At 44.4% G+C, this 14,146-nt stretch carries 16 protein-coding genes; 14 read left to right on the plus strand and 2 right to left on the minus strand.

Annotated elements, in window-relative coordinates; all coding sequences use genetic code 11:
- Nucleotides 1–126: 126 nt before the first annotated feature.
- The 11 genes from rpsF to ACMXYV_RS03155 all read left to right on the plus strand — a co-directional run bounded on the left by rpsF (nt 127) and on the right by ACMXYV_RS03155 (nt 9,889).
- Nucleotides 127–546: a 30S ribosomal protein S6 gene (gene rpsF / locus ACMXYV_RS03105; RefSeq protein WP_415890322.1), complete on the plus strand. Its 420-nt coding sequence runs from the start codon at nt 127–129 to the stop codon at nt 544–546.
- A 23-nt stretch (nt 547–569) separates the two neighbouring features.
- On the plus strand, nt 570–797 hold the full coding sequence (rpsR, locus tag ACMXYV_RS03110; protein ID WP_007020960.1) for a 30S ribosomal protein S18: 228 nt from the start codon (nt 570–572) through the stop codon (nt 795–797).
- Nucleotides 798–815: 18 nt separating this feature from the next.
- A complete protein-coding gene (locus ACMXYV_RS03115) occupies nt 816–1,670 on the plus strand; it encodes a hypothetical protein (protein ID WP_415890323.1) in 855 nt (284 codons plus the stop codon).
- 37 nt (nt 1,671–1,707) lie between these two features.
- Nucleotides 1,708–2,154: a 50S ribosomal protein L9 gene (gene rplI, locus ACMXYV_RS03120; protein ID WP_415890324.1), complete on the plus strand. Its 447-nt coding sequence runs from the start codon at nt 1,708–1,710 to the stop codon at nt 2,152–2,154.
- Between the two features lie 91 nt (nt 2,155–2,245).
- On the plus strand, nt 2,246–3,640 hold the full coding sequence (dnaB, locus tag ACMXYV_RS03125; protein ID WP_415891419.1) for a replicative DNA helicase: 1,395 nt from the start codon (nt 2,246–2,248) through the stop codon (nt 3,638–3,640).
- Nucleotides 3,641–4,069: 429 nt separating this feature from the next.
- Complete coding sequence (locus ACMXYV_RS03130) at nt 4,070–6,871, plus strand: monovalent cation/H+ antiporter subunit A (RefSeq protein WP_415890325.1); 2,802 nt, start codon at nt 4,070–4,072, stop codon at nt 6,869–6,871.
- A complete protein-coding gene (locus ACMXYV_RS03135; protein ID WP_415890326.1) occupies nt 6,871–7,227 on the plus strand; it encodes a Na+/H+ antiporter subunit C in 357 nt (118 codons plus the stop codon). The genes ACMXYV_RS03130 and ACMXYV_RS03135 overlap by 1 nt, the downstream gene beginning before the upstream one ends.
- Nucleotides 7,227–8,744 carry a monovalent cation/H+ antiporter subunit D gene (locus ACMXYV_RS03140; RefSeq protein ID WP_415891420.1) on the plus strand — a complete coding sequence of 506 codons (1,518 nt, stop codon included), beginning with the start codon at nt 7,227–7,229 and terminating at the stop codon, nt 8,742–8,744. The genes ACMXYV_RS03135 and ACMXYV_RS03140 overlap by 1 nt, the downstream gene beginning before the upstream one ends.
- A gap of 3 nt (nt 8,745–8,747) precedes the next feature.
- Entirely contained in the window at nt 8,748–9,236 is a 489-nt protein-coding gene (locus tag ACMXYV_RS03145; protein WP_415890327.1) for a Na+/H+ antiporter subunit E, read from the plus strand.
- Entirely contained in the window at nt 9,230–9,499 is a 270-nt protein-coding gene (locus ACMXYV_RS03150; protein ID WP_415883529.1) for a K+/H+ antiporter subunit F, read from the plus strand. The genes ACMXYV_RS03145 and ACMXYV_RS03150 overlap by 7 nt, the downstream gene beginning before the upstream one ends.
- 9 nt (nt 9,500–9,508) lie before the next feature.
- On the plus strand, nt 9,509–9,889 hold the full coding sequence (locus tag ACMXYV_RS03155) for a Na+/H+ antiporter subunit G (protein WP_415890328.1): 381 nt from the start codon (nt 9,509–9,511) through the stop codon (nt 9,887–9,889).
- Between the two features lie 55 nt (nt 9,890–9,944).
- On the opposite strand, the gene ACMXYV_RS03160 is transcribed toward ACMXYV_RS03155, so the two are convergent.
- The gene (locus ACMXYV_RS03160; RefSeq protein ID WP_415890329.1) at nt 9,945–10,376 is read right to left on the minus strand and encodes an acyl-CoA thioesterase; all 432 of its coding nucleotides are present in this window, start codon (nt 10,374–10,376) and stop codon (nt 9,945–9,947) included.
- A gap of 9 nt (nt 10,377–10,385) precedes the next feature.
- On the minus strand, nt 10,386–11,672 hold the full coding sequence (bioA, locus tag ACMXYV_RS03165) for an adenosylmethionine--8-amino-7-oxononanoate transaminase (RefSeq protein ID WP_415890330.1): 1,287 nt from the start codon (nt 11,670–11,672) through the stop codon (nt 10,386–10,388).
- A 322-nt stretch (nt 11,673–11,994) separates the two neighbouring features.
- On the opposite strand from bioA, the gene ACMXYV_RS03170 reads away from it, so the two are divergent.
- The 3 genes from ACMXYV_RS03170 (at nt 11,995) to ACMXYV_RS03180 (ending at nt 14,132) form a co-directional block, all read left to right on the plus strand.
- Entirely contained in the window at nt 11,995–12,447 is a 453-nt protein-coding gene (locus ACMXYV_RS03170; RefSeq protein WP_415890331.1) for a hypothetical protein, read from the plus strand.
- A 76-nt stretch (nt 12,448–12,523) separates the two neighbouring features.
- Nucleotides 12,524–13,375 carry a DUF692 domain-containing protein gene (locus ACMXYV_RS03175; protein ID WP_415890332.1) on the plus strand — a complete coding sequence of 284 codons (852 nt, stop codon included), beginning with the start codon at nt 12,524–12,526 and terminating at the stop codon, nt 13,373–13,375.
- Nucleotides 13,356–14,132: a DUF2063 domain-containing protein gene (locus ACMXYV_RS03180; protein ID WP_415890333.1), complete on the plus strand. Its 777-nt coding sequence runs from the start codon at nt 13,356–13,358 to the stop codon at nt 14,130–14,132. Before ACMXYV_RS03175 ends, ACMXYV_RS03180 begins: the two co-directional genes overlap by 20 nt.
- The last annotated feature ends 14 nt before the right edge of the window (nt 14,133–14,146 follow it).

The following is a 14,146-nucleotide window of genomic DNA, read 5'->3' on the forward strand; positions in this document are numbered from 1 at the left end:
AGTCTTTTTCTTGCATAGCTCTTGTTAGACGCGTAGAATTACGCGTCCTTTGGAGAACTATTTCCAATCTCCTTGCTGCCTACCACATGGTGTGGTCAGGGGGCTATTAACCCGAAAGGAGCTAAAATGCGTCATTATGAAATCGTATTTCTGGTTCACCCGAACCGGAGTGAGCAGGTTTCTGCGATGGTTGAGCGTTACACCTCTCTTATTGAAGGTGCAGAAGGCACAATTCATCGTCTAGAAGACTGGGGTCGCCGTCAGTTGGCTTACCCAATCAACAATGCTCATAAAGCACACTATGTCCTGATGAACATCGAATGTGGTCAGGAAACTCTAGACGAACTGGAAAACCTATTCCGTTACAACGATGCTGTTCTGCGTAACATGGTTATCCGTCGTAAAGAAGCGATCGCTGAGATCTCTCCAATCAAAGCTGCTGAATCTCGCGAAGAGCGTAAGCCTCGCCGTGAAGAAAAGCCAGCTGAAAAGCCAGCTGAAGAAGCAGCACCTGCTGCGGAAGCTTCTGAAGAAGCTGCTGAGTAATTTAATTTCTGAGGAGAGATACAATGGCTCGTTTTTTCCGCCGTCGTAAGTTCTGCCGTTTTACGGCTGAAGGTGTTCAAGAGATCGATTACAAAGATCTGGACACGCTAAAAGGTTACATCACCGAAACTGGCAAAATCGTACCTAGCCGTATTACAGGTACTAAAGCGCGTTACCAGCGTCAGCTGGCAACTGCTATCAAGCGTGCTCGTTTCGTAGCGCTACTACCTTACACTGATAGCCATCAGTAATTAGGTAGGAGAGTCGCTATGCGCGCCTTGGCCGAATTGGTCATGAAAGGCCGTAAACAAGCGGCTTTTGTGGCGGTTATCGCCGCCTTGCTGCCATTACTTTATTGGGTAAGTGCAGCTGCCGTAGCTTTGGTTACTTTACGTAAAGGCCGAAGTGAAGGTACTGGATTGCTGGTTTGGGCATTATTGCCTGCTGGGGTCTGGGCATACAGTGTGTCTGATCCGACACCACTGGCTGTAATTGTAGGAACTTATATCCTTGCAATTATTTTAAGAGAGTCGGCTTCTTGGGCAAAGGTGCTAATGATTGCGCTGCCTGTGGGAGCTTTAGCTAGCGTAGGCATGGATATTATGCTTAGCAGTTATCTTGATGAAGTAATTAAGCAGTTGGAAAAGTTTCTAATGCAGTCGGCAACTCAAGCTAATCAAGAGGTTAAGCTTGATTCTGAGCAGCTAAGGCAGCTCATGTTGGGCGGATTAACGTCAGTGCATACGGTAATGATGCTTGTCAGTGTAATGCTGGCGCGCTCTTGGCAAGCCGGGTTGTATAACCCGAGCGGTTTTCAGCGAGAGTTTCATGTATTGAGACTGCCTCAGCTGTATACAGGAGTGTTAATTGCGGTATCGTTAGTTTGCTACCAGTTAGATCTGGAGTCGTTACGCTGGTTACCACTGTTGCTGCTACCTTGGATCATTGCGGGTATCGCATTGGTGCATGGCAGTTTGGCTAAACGTGATTTAGGAAGGTCCTGGTTGGTTGCTTTTTATGTTGCAGCCTTCTTTATGGGACCGTATGTGATTACGCTGCTGGTTTTTGCTGCTGCTATTGATAGTTTTGTCGATATCAGAGCTCGAATTCCAGTGAAGAATTAGGACTGCAATTCTTTGCAGAACAAAAGAGGTTTACGAGATGGAAGTTATTCTGCTCGAGAAAATTGGTAAGCTAGGTAACCTCGGTGACAAAGTTTCCGTAAAAAGCGGTTTCGGTCGTAACTACCTAGTACCGCAGGGCAAAGCTGTTCCTGCAACTGAAGGCAATGTTGCTAAGTTTGAAGAACGTCGTGCTGAACTAGAAGCTGCTGCTGCTGAGAAGCTAGCTGCTGCTGCTGCACGTGGCGAAGCACTGAACGATAAAGAAGTTACTATCACTGCTAAGTGTGGTGATGAAGGTAAATTGTTCGGTTCTATCGGTACGCGTGACATCGCTGACGCTGTAACTGCTGCTGGTGCAGACGTTGATAAGAGTGAAGTTCGTCTACCTGAAGGTGCTCTACGCGCAATCGGTGAATACGACATCGCTATTCAACTACACCCAGAAGTTACTGCTACAGTTAAGCTGGCTGTTGTAGGCGAGTAATCGTCTTTAGCTAAGCCGTACTGTACTGTACTATAAAGCACTGCGTGGATTTTCCATGCGGTGCTTTTTTGTTTTTGGGCTGTTGTGAATGATGGAAAAAAGTGAACTAACGGATGAAGATCTAGCAAGGATTAAAGTGCCTCCCCATTCGATGGAAGCTGAGCAATCAGTTTTGGGTGGTTTGATGCTGGATAACAATGCTTGGGATACCGTATCTGAGGTGGTCCTAGATGATAACTTCTATCGTCAGGAGCATCGCAAAATCTATCGTACGATGCGTAAGCTTGTTAATGATGGCAATCCGATTGATGTTGTTACTTTATCTGAAGAGTTGGATCGTACCGGTGATTTAGAAGGTGCGGGCGGGCTAGATTATTTGATCGAGCTTGCTAAGAACACACCAAGTGCGTCTAACATCCGTGCTTATTCTGAAATTGTTCGCGATCGTTCCCTTTTGCGGCAAATGATTTCGGCAGCCAATGAAATCGCTGATGATGCCTTTAACCCGGATGGCAAATCTTCCGAAGAGATTTTGAACTCTGCGGAGCAAAAGATCTTCCAAATTGCGGAAGACCGCCCTAATCAAGGCGGCCCTGAAGGCGTAAATGAGCTGCTGAAAAAAGCAGTAGATCGAATTGATACCCTATTTAACAGTGATGGGGATATGACCGGCGTAACTACCGGGTTTGATGATCTTGATGCCAAAACGGCGGGCCTTCAGCCTTCCGACCTAATTATTGTTGCTGCGCGTCCATCGATGGGTAAAACGACTTTCGCCATGAACTTGGTGGAAAATGCGTTAATGTCCAATAATAAGCCGGTTTTGGTATTTAGTCTGGAGATGCCTGCGGAACAGTTGATGACGCGTATGTTGTCTTCGTTGGGTCGTATCGATCAGACGCGAGTGCGTACCGGTTCGTTGGAAGAAGAGGATTGGCCAAAACTAACAACGGCCGTCAATATGATGCGTGATAAACCGCTGTTTATCGATGATCAGGCAGGTATCAGTCCTAACGAATTGCGTACCCGAGCACGTCGAATCGTGCGTGAGCATGGTCCATTGTCACTGATCATGATTGACTATCTGCAGCTAATGCAGATGAAAACCCCAGGTATTGAAAGTCGTACTCAAGAAATTTCTGAAATATCTCGTTCTTTGAAGGCGATTGCGAAAGAGCTGGAATGCCCTGTTGTTGCCTTGTCTCAGCTTAACCGTACGCTTGAACAGCGTCCTAATAAGCGTCCTGTAAACTCAGACTTGCGTGAATCGGGTGCGATTGAGCAGGATGCTGACGTGATTATGTTTATCTATCGTGATGAAGTTTATAACGAAGATTCAGAACATAAAGGTGTGGCTGAAATCATCATAGGTAAGCAGCGTAACGGTCCTATAGGTACGAGTCGTTTGGCCTTTATTGGTAAATACACCAAATTTGAAAACTTAGCTCCTGATGTATACGCGCAATATGCAGGTATGGACGATTAAAAGTATTTGGGGTTGATATAGTGTCTGAAATTGATACTCTGAATTGGACTTTTAATTGATTATCATAGAGTTATTCTGATAACTGCTAAGCTAATAATGTTTGTTTTTTGTTAGTGTTTTACAACGTCGCTGCGATATGGCTGACTGGATAAGGGTGGATTTTGCACTAGATTAGTGCTGATGCTTGCCCGAATATAGTGCTTTTTTGTATGCGAAATGGCTCGGAAATATTAATAAATTCATATGTAAATAAATACCCACTTTAATTAGTGAATATGGTGGGTTAGGAAGGCGAGTTTCCATGGACAGTGTGAATAAAAACATAGAAAATTGGGATGTTTTCATGCCCTTAGGTTAGGGCGGTTATAAAGTAGTGAAAACACATTTCTATCCATTCTTGGTAATGGGATTAACCGGAAAAAGACACGTATGAAATTGTTTGCGGTATTGTTATTACCCTTATTGGGCAGCCTTGTGCCATTGTATGCTGCTCGTTTTAGTCGAACCGTCTGTACTATTTTAACTGCGATTGCTCCTGCAGTTGCTTTAGGAATAGTTCTCTCTATCAGTCCCCAGTTACTCCAAGGCGAGGTATTTGCTTACGCTGTTGATTGGGTGCCTGCGGCTGGTTTGGAGCTATCCGTCAGACTCGATGGTTTAAGCTTCCTCTTCTTATTATTGATATTGGGCATTGGTCTGTTGATCATTTTATATGCTCGGTATTACTTATCCCAGAAAGATTCTATAGGTAAGTTCTTTGCCTATTTAATGTTGTTCATGACGGCCATGGTGGGGATCGTTGCTTCGGGTAACTTGATCCAAATGTGGTTTTTCTGGGAATTGACCAGTATTAGTTCCTTCCTGCTTATTAGTTTCTGGTCTGATAAAACAGAAGCACGAAAAGGCGCACGTATGGCGCTGACTGTGACAGGTGCCGGTGGTTTAGCGCTGTTAGCAGGCGTGATTCTAATTGGCCAAGTGGTTGGTAGTTATGATCTTCAAGCAGTTCTCGATAGTGGTAACTTAATTAGAGAATCTGCTCAGTATCCATTTATTTTGGTATTGGTTCTTTTGGGGGCTTTTACAAAGTCCGCCCAGTTCCCATTCCATTTCTGGCTGCCAAATGCTATGGCAGCACCGACACCTGTAAGTGCATACCTTCACTCGGCGACGATGGTAAAAGCGGGTATCTTCCTGATGGCACGTTTCTACCCAGTGCTGTCTGGAACAGATATGTGGTTCCTGATTGTGAGTATCACAGGTCTATGTACGCTATTAGTCGGTGCCTACATGGCGCTCTTTAAGCATGATTTGAAAGGTCTTCTTGCTTACTCGACTATCAGTCACCTTGGCTTGATTACGCTGTTATTAGGTATGGATACACGGATGGCTGCAGTCGCTGCAATCTTCCATATCATTAACCATGCTACCTTTAAAGCATCGCTCTTTATGGCGGCGGGTATTATTGATCACGAGGCTGGCTCGCGTGATATGCGTCAGCTCAATGGTCTGTGGAAATATATGCCGTATACCGCCACCTTGGCAATTATCGCTGCTGCGTCTATGGCGGGTGTGCCTTTACTAAATGGCTTCCTATCTAAAGAGATGTTTTTCACGGAAGCATTGGATCAAGCAACCTTGGGTTCCCTCTCTTGGGTTATACCTGTATTGGCGACAGTGGGTGCGGCTTTCTCGGTGGCGTATTCATTACGTTTTATCCACGATGTTTTCTTTAATGGTGAGCCGGTTAATTTGCCGAAAACTCCGCATGAGCCGCCTCGCTACATGAAAGTGCCAGTAGAAATATTGGTTGCTATTTGTATTGTTGTGGGCTTGGTTCCAGGTATCGTTGTCATTGATCTGCTGAGCGCAGCTTCAATCGCTACCTTACAAGGTCCAATGCCGGAATTTAGCTTAGCGATTTGGCACGGCTTTAACGTACCTTTGTTGATGAGTGTGCTGGCCATGCTGGGTGGCTTTATCATCTACTACAACCGCAAAAAGCTCTTTCAATTCCAAGGGCAATTCCCGGAACCAGATTCTAAGTTGGTTTTTGAGGGGTGGGTGCAAAGACTTGTTAACTCAACTCGCGTAGTTATTGAGTGGATTGAAAACGGTTCGTTGCAACGTTATTTGTCCATCTTCTTGTTTATGATCTTTGCCGTTTCAGTCATGCCTCTGGTTAATCTACAGGAGACCGCTGGGCTTAGGTCACAAATACCGCTTGATTATGCATCGGGTATGTCCGCTTTGTTGCTGATCCTTGCTGCGATTGCGACCATGGTTTGGCACAGAAAACGTTTGACCTCTCTGCTCATGCTTTCTGTCGTTGGTTTGATCGTATCAGTAGCCTTTACTCGCTTCTCTGCGCCGGATCTTGCACTGACGCAGTTAGCCGTAGAGGTGGTAACCGTTATTCTACTGATGCTTGCATTGTTCTTCTTACCGAAGACTACGCCGAAAGAGTCGTCTCCTCGACGTCTAGTTCGGGATCTAAGTATCTCAGCTTTGATCGGTGGCATCATTGGTACGGTTAACTATGCAATGATGACGCGTCCGCTTGAATCTATCTCTGATTTCTTCGTTGCTAACAGTAAAACGGGTGGTGGCGGAACCAACGTGGTAAACGTGATTCTGGTGGACTTCCGTGGTTTTGATACCTTTGGTGAAATAACGGTACTGGGTATCGCAGCTTTGGGTATCTATAAGCTGATAGTTCGTATGCGTCTTTATATGCCATCTGGCGATGAGCATGGACGTCAGTGGAACACTGATTCTCATCCAATGGTTCTGTCGACGATTTCTCAGATGCTACTGCCTTTGGCGTTACTCGTATCCGTTTACATCTTCTTGCGTGGCCATAATGAGCCGGGCGGTGGTTTCATTGCGGGCCTTATTACGGCCGTAGCAATTATCCAGCAGTACATTGCGAATGGTGTTGAATGGATGAAAGAGAATATTCGTCTGAAATATCAGGCGCTGATAGGTTCTGGCCTGTTGATCGCATTTATGACAGGGGTCGGTAGTTTTATATTCGACCGTCCATTCCTCACGTCATGGTTTGATTACTTCAAATGGCCTTGGGTCGGTAAATTTGAGCTGGCGAGTGCCATGCTGTTTGACCTTGGCGTGTATCTCACCGTTGTTGGTGCAACCATGATGATTTTGGCGAACCTAGGTAAATTGACAACTTCAGAACGAGTGGACTCTCGTGAGTTGGAGAATCTGTAATGGAATTAATGTATGCGCTTTGCGTGGGTGTGTTAACGACCTGTGGTATTTTTCTGACTCTTCGAGGTCGAACGTTCCCTGTAGTTATGGGACTAACAATGCTGTCCTATGCCGTAAACCTTTTCCTATTCTCCAGTGGTCGACTGGTCGTTAATGGGGCTGCTATTTTAGGTTCATCTGAGCAATATGCTGACCCTTTGCCGCAAGCGTTGGTTTTGACTGCCATCGTGATTGGCTTCGCTATGACAGCGTATGCGGTCATCTTGGCAATGAGGGCTCGTGCTGATCTGGGTAATGACCATGTTGATGGACGTGAAAAAGCTTTGGATATTGAGAAGAAGGATAAGTTGAAATGATGCAGCATCTTCCAATATTACCTGTTTTACTGCCAATGTTAACGGCAGTGCTTATGATGTTGCCGCCTTTCTCTACGACGTTAAGTCGTCAGCGGTTTATTACTTTTGTTGGTGCGGCAGTTACTTTAATTGTCGCAATTCAGTTACTGATCACGGCGGGTAGCGGTGAAATTACCATTTATCAGTTAGGTAACTGGCAAGCGCCATTCGGTATTGTTCTTGTCGCTGATCGCTTATCTAGTTTAATGATCTTGCTTACTATGGTTCTAGCCTTTGGAGCTTTGCTCTATGGTGCAGCAGGGGATGATCGAACGGGTATGTTCTTCTATCCGCTGTTTATGTTCCAGTTGATGGGTATTAACGGCGCATTCCTAACAGGGGATATCTTTAACCTGTTTGTATTCTTCGAGGTGTTATTGCTTGCTTCTTATGCGTTGGTTGTTCACGGCGGTGGTAAGCAGAAAACTTTGGCGAGCGTACATTATGTAACGTTAAACTTAGTAGGATCAGCACTCTTCTTGTTTGCTCTAGGGATTATGTATGGGGTGCTGGGAACCCTGAATATTGCAGATATGGCAGTGAAAATCCGTACCCTGTCTGGCGAGGATAAATTGCTCGCTCAAATCGGCGGTATGATGCTGTTACTTGTCTTTGGTTTGAAATCTGCGATGTTCCCGTTGCACTTTTGGCTATCGAGAACCTATTCGAGTGTTAGTGCTCCTGTAGCCGCGTTATTCGCGATTATGACTAAGGTGGGGATATACAGTATTTTGCGTATCTTTACGGTTGTTTTTGGTGACCATGCTGGCGAGTTGGCTAACCTTGCAGGTGCTTGGTTATGGCCTATCGCTGTTTTAACGCTCGTTATGGGGGCTATTGGCGCTCTGGCAAGCCAGACATTGCGTATGTTGGTTTCTAATTTAGTAATTGTTTCTGTCGGTACGCTACTGTGTGCTTTGGCGATCAATACTCCTGAATCTGCATCTGCTGCGCTTTATTATCTGATCCATTCAACGCTTATTACTGGCGCTATGTTCCTCCTTGCTGATGCAATTGCCGAACAGCGAGGTAAAGTTTCAGATCGTTTTGCTCGCTCTCGTCGAATGTGTCAGTCGCTCCCGCTTGGGATTGCGTTTGCGCTAGCCGCTATCTCAATGATCGGTTTACCTCCTTTCTCAGGCTTCTTGGGTAAAGTGATGATACTACAAACGGCAGTTGAGCCTGCTGAGATTGTCTGGGCGTGGTCTGCAATATTGCTTGCTAGCTTAATGGGCGTTGTGGCGATGTCACGAGGTGGGTCTACTTTGTTTTGGCGAGTCAGTGGTGATGCAAACTATTGTGAAAAATTACCCAAAGTAAAGTTTGTTGCTGTCTTCTTCCTGTTAGTGATGTCGCCACTATTAGTGATATTTGGTGGTCCCGTGACTGAATATACTCAGGAAACCGCGAACCAAATTTATCAGCAAGCAGAAAATCCTTATATGCTACTACCAGCGTCAAATGAGAATGGAGGTTAAGGTATGCGTTTAATATTTCCTATGCCTTGGCAAAGCTTAATTTTATTTGTCGTTTGGCTATTGCTTAATGAATCCATTGCACCGGGTCATCTGGTATTAGCTTCGATCTTAGCGATTGGAATTCCTTTGTTGTTAAGAGGAACTCAACTTCACCGGTTAAATATCAACAAGCCAGTTCAAGTGGTCTTATATGCTCTGAAAGTGTTAGGGGATATTGTATCTGCAAACTTTGAAGTAGCTGTTCAGGTACTTGGGCCTGCCAAGCGTTTGAAACCAGGTTTTTTAGCGATTCCATTGGATATAGAAGGCGACTTTCCTATCACTGTATTGGCCAGTACGATCTCTTTAACGCCAGGAACTGTGAGTGCTGAAGTCTCTATAGACCAAAAATGGTTATATGTTCATGCGCTTAATCTTGTGGATGAGGCTGGAACTATAAAAGAGATTAAAGAGCGCTATGAACAGCCTCTGAAGGAGATTTTCGGATGTTAATGTTCTGTCTTATTGCTGCTACAGCCATGGTTGTGATTGCGATGACGCTTAACCTTGTAACCTTATTTAATGGCCCGGATCAGCCTGATCGCATTTTGGCGTTAGATACTATGTATATTAATAGTATTGCTTTGATCCTTTTGTTTGGCTTGATTATGGGCACCTCGCTCTATTTTGAAGCTGCTCTTTTGATTGCAATGTTAGGCTTCGTAAGTACAGCGGCATTGTGTAAATATCTGTTACGTGGCGACATCATTGAGTAGGAATTAAGCATGGGTTTTTATATTGAGCTAATTGGCTCGGCATTGCTGCTAATGGGTGGAGCTTTTGTTCTTTTAGGCTCGATCGGTTTAATGAAAATGCCTGATTTTTATATGCGTTTGCATACACCGACCAAAGCTACAACCTTAGGCATGGGGGCTATTCTAATTGCTTCGATGTTGATTACTTCGTACCGTAATGGAGGCGTGAGTGCTCACGAGCTTTTAATTACGATCTTCCTTTTTATTACAGCGCCTGTAAGTGCAATGATGTTGGCTAAAACAGCATTACACCTACAAGTAAAAATTAACAAAGGCAGTGTAAATGAAGAGTTAGCAGAACCGGCGAAATATCGAGAACCGCCAGGGCAGAGCGATAAGTCTGAAGGTTAAATTGAATATGAAAAAGGGGCATTAAGTGCCCCTTTTTTTGTGTAAGAATATTTGCTTAAGCGTCTTTAATAACCTTGTTAAGAAAAGCTTCGGGCATATGTGTGACTTGGCGTTCGTTGTAATCGAAAAAAACGACGCCAGTCTTTGCATGAGCTACTTCAACAGCGGTTTTTTTGTTGGTTATTAAATAGAAAATATCACAGCCATATTTATTAAAGTCCCCTAAAGCTATATCAATCTGAAGTTGGTCGCCATGGAACCCTTCTGCTTTGTACACGATAGCTGAATCGGTCATGATAAGGCCGAGCCCTTCTATATCTAATTCCCCATAATGATAATGGCTGAGGAAGCGAATACGCGCTTCATGCACTATAGAGAGCATGGCATCGTTACTTAGATGGCCACCGTAATTAATATCACTGATTCGCACAGGTAATTCTGTGGAAAAAATATAGTTGTCAGGCATGTCGAGCTTAATGCGGGCCATAACTAATCCTTAAGTTTTGTAAACTGAGACAGCATCTACCATTCCAGAGGTGAGCTTTTCTAATTCATCGTTTGTCATGATGTAGGGTGGCATAATGTACACCAGCTTGCCGAAAGGTCTTATCCACAAGCCTCGTTCTATAAAGAGTTTTTGTATCTCGGCAGTATTAACAGCTTCTTTCATCTCGATAACACCAATAGCACCTAAGCTGCGTACCTCATGCACATTATCTAACTCAGCTGCTGGTTCTAAGCCTGCTTTTAATCTGGTTTCAATTCGAGTGACGTTCGTCTGCCAATCATTTTTAATTAATAACTCTAAGCTCTTATTCGCAATAGCACAGGCAAGAGGATTTCCCATAAACGTAGGACCGTGCATAAAACAGCCTGCACCACCTGCGGAGATGGTTTCGCCGATATGCGTTGTCGTAAGTGTGGCTGCTAATGACATGTAACCGCCGGTAATCGCCTTACCCAGACAAAGAATATCAGGTTCGATGCCTGCATGTTCACAGGCAAATAGCTTACCGCTTCGGCCAAAACCGGTCGCAATCTCGTCGGCAATGAGCAATACATCAAATTCAGTGCACAGTGCGCGAGCTTCTTTCAAATACTGCGGTGAGTAAAAGCGCATGCCGCCTGCGCCCTGAACAACGGGCTCTAAGATTAGTGCTGCTATTTCTGAATGATGTTGTTCAAGTAATTGGCGTAAAGGAGCTATATCGCTTTCATCCCAGCTCTGTTCAAATTTTGTTTGAGGAGCTGGCGCAAAGAAATGCTGTGGTAGTACACCAGTAAAAATTTCATGCATACCCGTAACTGGATCACATACGGCCATCGCACCAAAGGTATCACCGTGATAGCCATTTTTAATGGTAAGTAGCTTATGTTTTTCTGGCTTACCGCGGGCGTGTTGATATTGAATGGCCATTTTAAGGGCGACTTCAACGGCAACAGAGCCTGAATCTGCGATAAACACTTTATCGAGATTGGCAGGAGTCATCTCAACCAGCTTTTGGCAGAGTTTGATTGCAGGCTCGTGCGTAAGTCCGCCAAACATGACGTGTGCCATCTTATCTATCTGTTCATGTGCTGCTTGGTTTAATTCTGGATTGCTATAGCCGTGTATAACTGACCACCACGATGCCATACCATCGATAAGTTCTTTGCCGTTACTTAGCTTTAATTTAACGCCGCTAGCCGATTCGACAGGGTAAACCGCGGGAGGGTTGATCATGGATGAGTAGGGATGCCAAATATGTTGATGGTCAAAAGAAACCTGCTCAGAAGTGATCATGCTTAGGAGTGCCCTTAATCGAAATTTTTAATTAGGAGTATTAGAGCCTGCTTAAAATTATTGATCAAGACTAGTTCTTATTTTATCTCTGAACGATTGCTATGTAAGGAAGCGCTAAAATATAAAAAGTTTGTAACATGTTAATAAATAAGCGGAAAAACTAATAAAAAATGAGTGATTATGAAAAAAAAATCACTTAATTTAGAACTTGGTGAAACTTTATTCACAAGCTGTAGTCACAAACGCAAGAGCTCGTGACAGGCTCTGAGTTTTACAACTAACGCAAGATAATAAATATTTTCAATTTTGGGGTGAATTTAGAATGGCTAATAACAATACATCTGTAAAACCTATGGTTGCCGCTGTTGGTGCAGCATTTATGACTGGTATGGTAGCGGCGCCTGTTGCGACAGCTGCAGAAAACCCATTTGCTACAACTGACCTATCTTCTGGTTATAGCCAGCAAGTTGCTATGAACGAAGGCAAATGTGGCGAAGGCAAGTGTGGTGGTGATAAAGCATCTAAGTCTGAAGGCAAGTGCGGAGAAGGCAAATGCGGCGGTAAAAAAGCTGAGAAGTCTGAAGGCAAATGTGGCGAAGGTAAGTGCGGTGGTGATAAAGCTGCTAAGTCTGAAGGCAAGTGCGGTGAAGGTAAATGCGGCGGTGACAAAGCTGCAAAATCTGAAGGCAAATGTGGTGAAGGCAAGTGCGGTGGTGACAAAGCTGCTAAGTCTGAAGGCAAGTGTGGCGAAGGTAAATGTGGCGGTTCTAAATAAGCCCAATTACGCTTTGTAATACTTACATAGAGACCCTGAACCCTCAGGGTCTTTTGACTTAAAGGCTAGGTGTTTTATGAATAAAGACCGCTATCCCGTTACAGGGGCAGGCTTTGGCTTTCGCCGTTGTATGTCCGAGACATTAAAAGAGATTGATCCTAATGGATTTGATTTCCTAGAGATCGCGCCGGAAAACTGGATGGGGCTTGGTGGGCGTTTTGGTAAAGCGTTTAAACAATATACCGAAAAACACCCCTTTATGGCTCATGGTCTATCTCTATCTATCGGTAGCCCTTCTCCTTTAGATATGGACTTCCTAACTCGCCTTAAAGCCTTTTTAAAAGAACACAATGTTCGCGGTTACTCTGAACATCTTAGCTACTGTTCTGATGATGGTCATCTTTATGATTTGATGCCGATCCCTTTTACTGCCGAAGCTGTGAAGTACGTAGCAGAGAGGATTCGTCAAGTTCAAGATGTGCTTGAGCAAAGAATTGCGATGGAAAACGTCTCGTACTATGCAGCGCCTGGTGCTGAGATGACCGAGCAAGAGTTTTTGTTAGCTGTTTTGGAAGAAGCGGACTGTGATCTGTTGCTCGATGTTAATAACATCTATGTGAACAGTATCAACCATGGCTATGATGCTGAGGCGTTCTTAAGGGCAATGCCTGCAGAACGAATTATGTATCTTCATATCGCTGGTCATTACAACGAGGCTGAAGACCTTATTGTTGATACGCATGGAGCGCCAGTGGTTGATCCAGTTTGGTCTTTGTTGGAATCTACATATGACCAATTTGGTTTAGTGCCGACGTTATTAGAGCGTGACTTTAATATTCCGCCGCTGTCTGAGCTGTTAGCAGAGGTAGATCAGGTTCGTTCCTATCAAAATCAATGGAAGATGCGTCATGCACAAACCGTTGCCTGAAATGCCTAAGTTCCAGCAACTGCAATACGAGTTTGCTGCACATATTCGTAATCCCGATGAAAATGATGGCCCTGATGGTATCGAAGACCGCCGCATGGGTATTTATCGAGACCTCTTCTTTAATAATGTTGAAGGCTTTTTGTCTGGAAATTTCCCAGTTTTAAAACAGATTAGTTCGGAAGAGTATTGGAGTAAGTTGGCCAGAGGTTTCTTTGATAAGCATCGTTGCCATACACCTTACTTTCTCGAAATCGGTCAGGAATTTATTGCTTACGTTCAAAATGAACGAGAGCCTCAAAAAGATGATCCTGCATTTCTATTAGAGCTGATTCATTATGAATGGGTTGAACTCGCATTAGATGCGTCAGAGATAGAGTTACCTTTGCAAAATGTCGATGTGAATGGAGATCTGTTAACGCAGCATCCTGTGCAATCGCCTTTGGCTTGGCTTCTTTCTTATCAGTATCCGGTGCATTGTGTGCGTCCGGATTATCAGCCGACTGAACCATCAGACACTCCGACTTTCTTGATTGCTTACCGTAATCGAGAAGATGAAGTGCAGTTTATGGAAGTTAATTCTGTCACTGGACGGTTGTTGTACCTGTTATCTGAAGATGAATCGCTAACGGGTGAGCAGGCGTTACAGCAAATCGCGAATGAGATGCAGCATCCTGATCCACCCCAAGTGGTTTCAGGTGGTTTAAGCACACTGGAGCATCTGCGCTCTAAGGGCATAGTGTTAGGTACAAGAGTTTAGTTGCCACTCATTGG

Origin of the sequence: Neptuniibacter sp. SY11_33 (genome assembly GCF_047778025.1) — a bacterium.
Taxonomy (GTDB): Bacteria; Pseudomonadota; Gammaproteobacteria; order Pseudomonadales; family Balneatricaceae; genus Neptuniibacter.

Excerpts from the sequence above, each read along its gene's own strand:
- ACMXYV_RS03145 (WP_415890327.1), top strand. The coding sequence starts at position 8,748 with ATGCGTTTAATATTTCCTATGCCTTGGCAAAGCTTAATTTTATTTGTC.
- ACMXYV_RS03130 (WP_415890325.1), top strand. The coding sequence starts at position 4,070 with ATGAAATTGTTTGCGGTATTGTTATTACCCTTATTGGGCAGCCTTGTG.
- ACMXYV_RS03150 (WP_415883529.1), top strand. The coding sequence starts at position 9,230 with ATGTTAATGTTCTGTCTTATTGCTGCTACAGCCATGGTTGTGATTGCG.
- ACMXYV_RS03175 (WP_415890332.1), top strand. The coding sequence starts at position 12,524 with ATGAATAAAGACCGCTATCCCGTTACAGGGGCAGGCTTTGGCTTTCGC.
- dnaB (WP_415891419.1), top strand. The coding sequence starts at position 2,246 with ATGGAAAAAAGTGAACTAACGGATGAAGATCTAGCAAGGATTAAAGTG.
- ACMXYV_RS03155 (WP_415890328.1), top strand. The coding sequence starts at position 9,509 with ATGGGTTTTTATATTGAGCTAATTGGCTCGGCATTGCTGCTAATGGGT.
- ACMXYV_RS03140 (WP_415891420.1), top strand. The coding sequence starts at position 7,227 with ATGCAGCATCTTCCAATATTACCTGTTTTACTGCCAATGTTAACGGCA.
- ACMXYV_RS03160 (WP_415890329.1), bottom strand. The coding sequence starts at position 10,376 with ATGGCCCGCATTAAGCTCGACATGCCTGACAACTATATTTTTTCCACA.
- rplI (WP_415890324.1), top strand. The coding sequence starts at position 1,708 with ATGGAAGTTATTCTGCTCGAGAAAATTGGTAAGCTAGGTAACCTCGGT.
- ACMXYV_RS03170 (WP_415890331.1), top strand. The coding sequence starts at position 11,995 with ATGGCTAATAACAATACATCTGTAAAACCTATGGTTGCCGCTGTTGGT.
- rpsF (WP_415890322.1), top strand. The coding sequence starts at position 127 with ATGCGTCATTATGAAATCGTATTTCTGGTTCACCCGAACCGGAGTGAG.
- bioA (WP_415890330.1), bottom strand. The coding sequence starts at position 11,672 with ATGATCACTTCTGAGCAGGTTTCTTTTGACCATCAACATATTTGGCAT.
- ACMXYV_RS03115 (WP_415890323.1), top strand. The coding sequence starts at position 816 with ATGCGCGCCTTGGCCGAATTGGTCATGAAAGGCCGTAAACAAGCGGCT.
- rpsR (WP_007020960.1), top strand. The coding sequence starts at position 570 with ATGGCTCGTTTTTTCCGCCGTCGTAAGTTCTGCCGTTTTACGGCTGAA.
- ACMXYV_RS03135 (WP_415890326.1), top strand. The coding sequence starts at position 6,871 with ATGGAATTAATGTATGCGCTTTGCGTGGGTGTGTTAACGACCTGTGGT.
- ACMXYV_RS03180 (WP_415890333.1), top strand. The coding sequence starts at position 13,356 with ATGCACAAACCGTTGCCTGAAATGCCTAAGTTCCAGCAACTGCAATAC.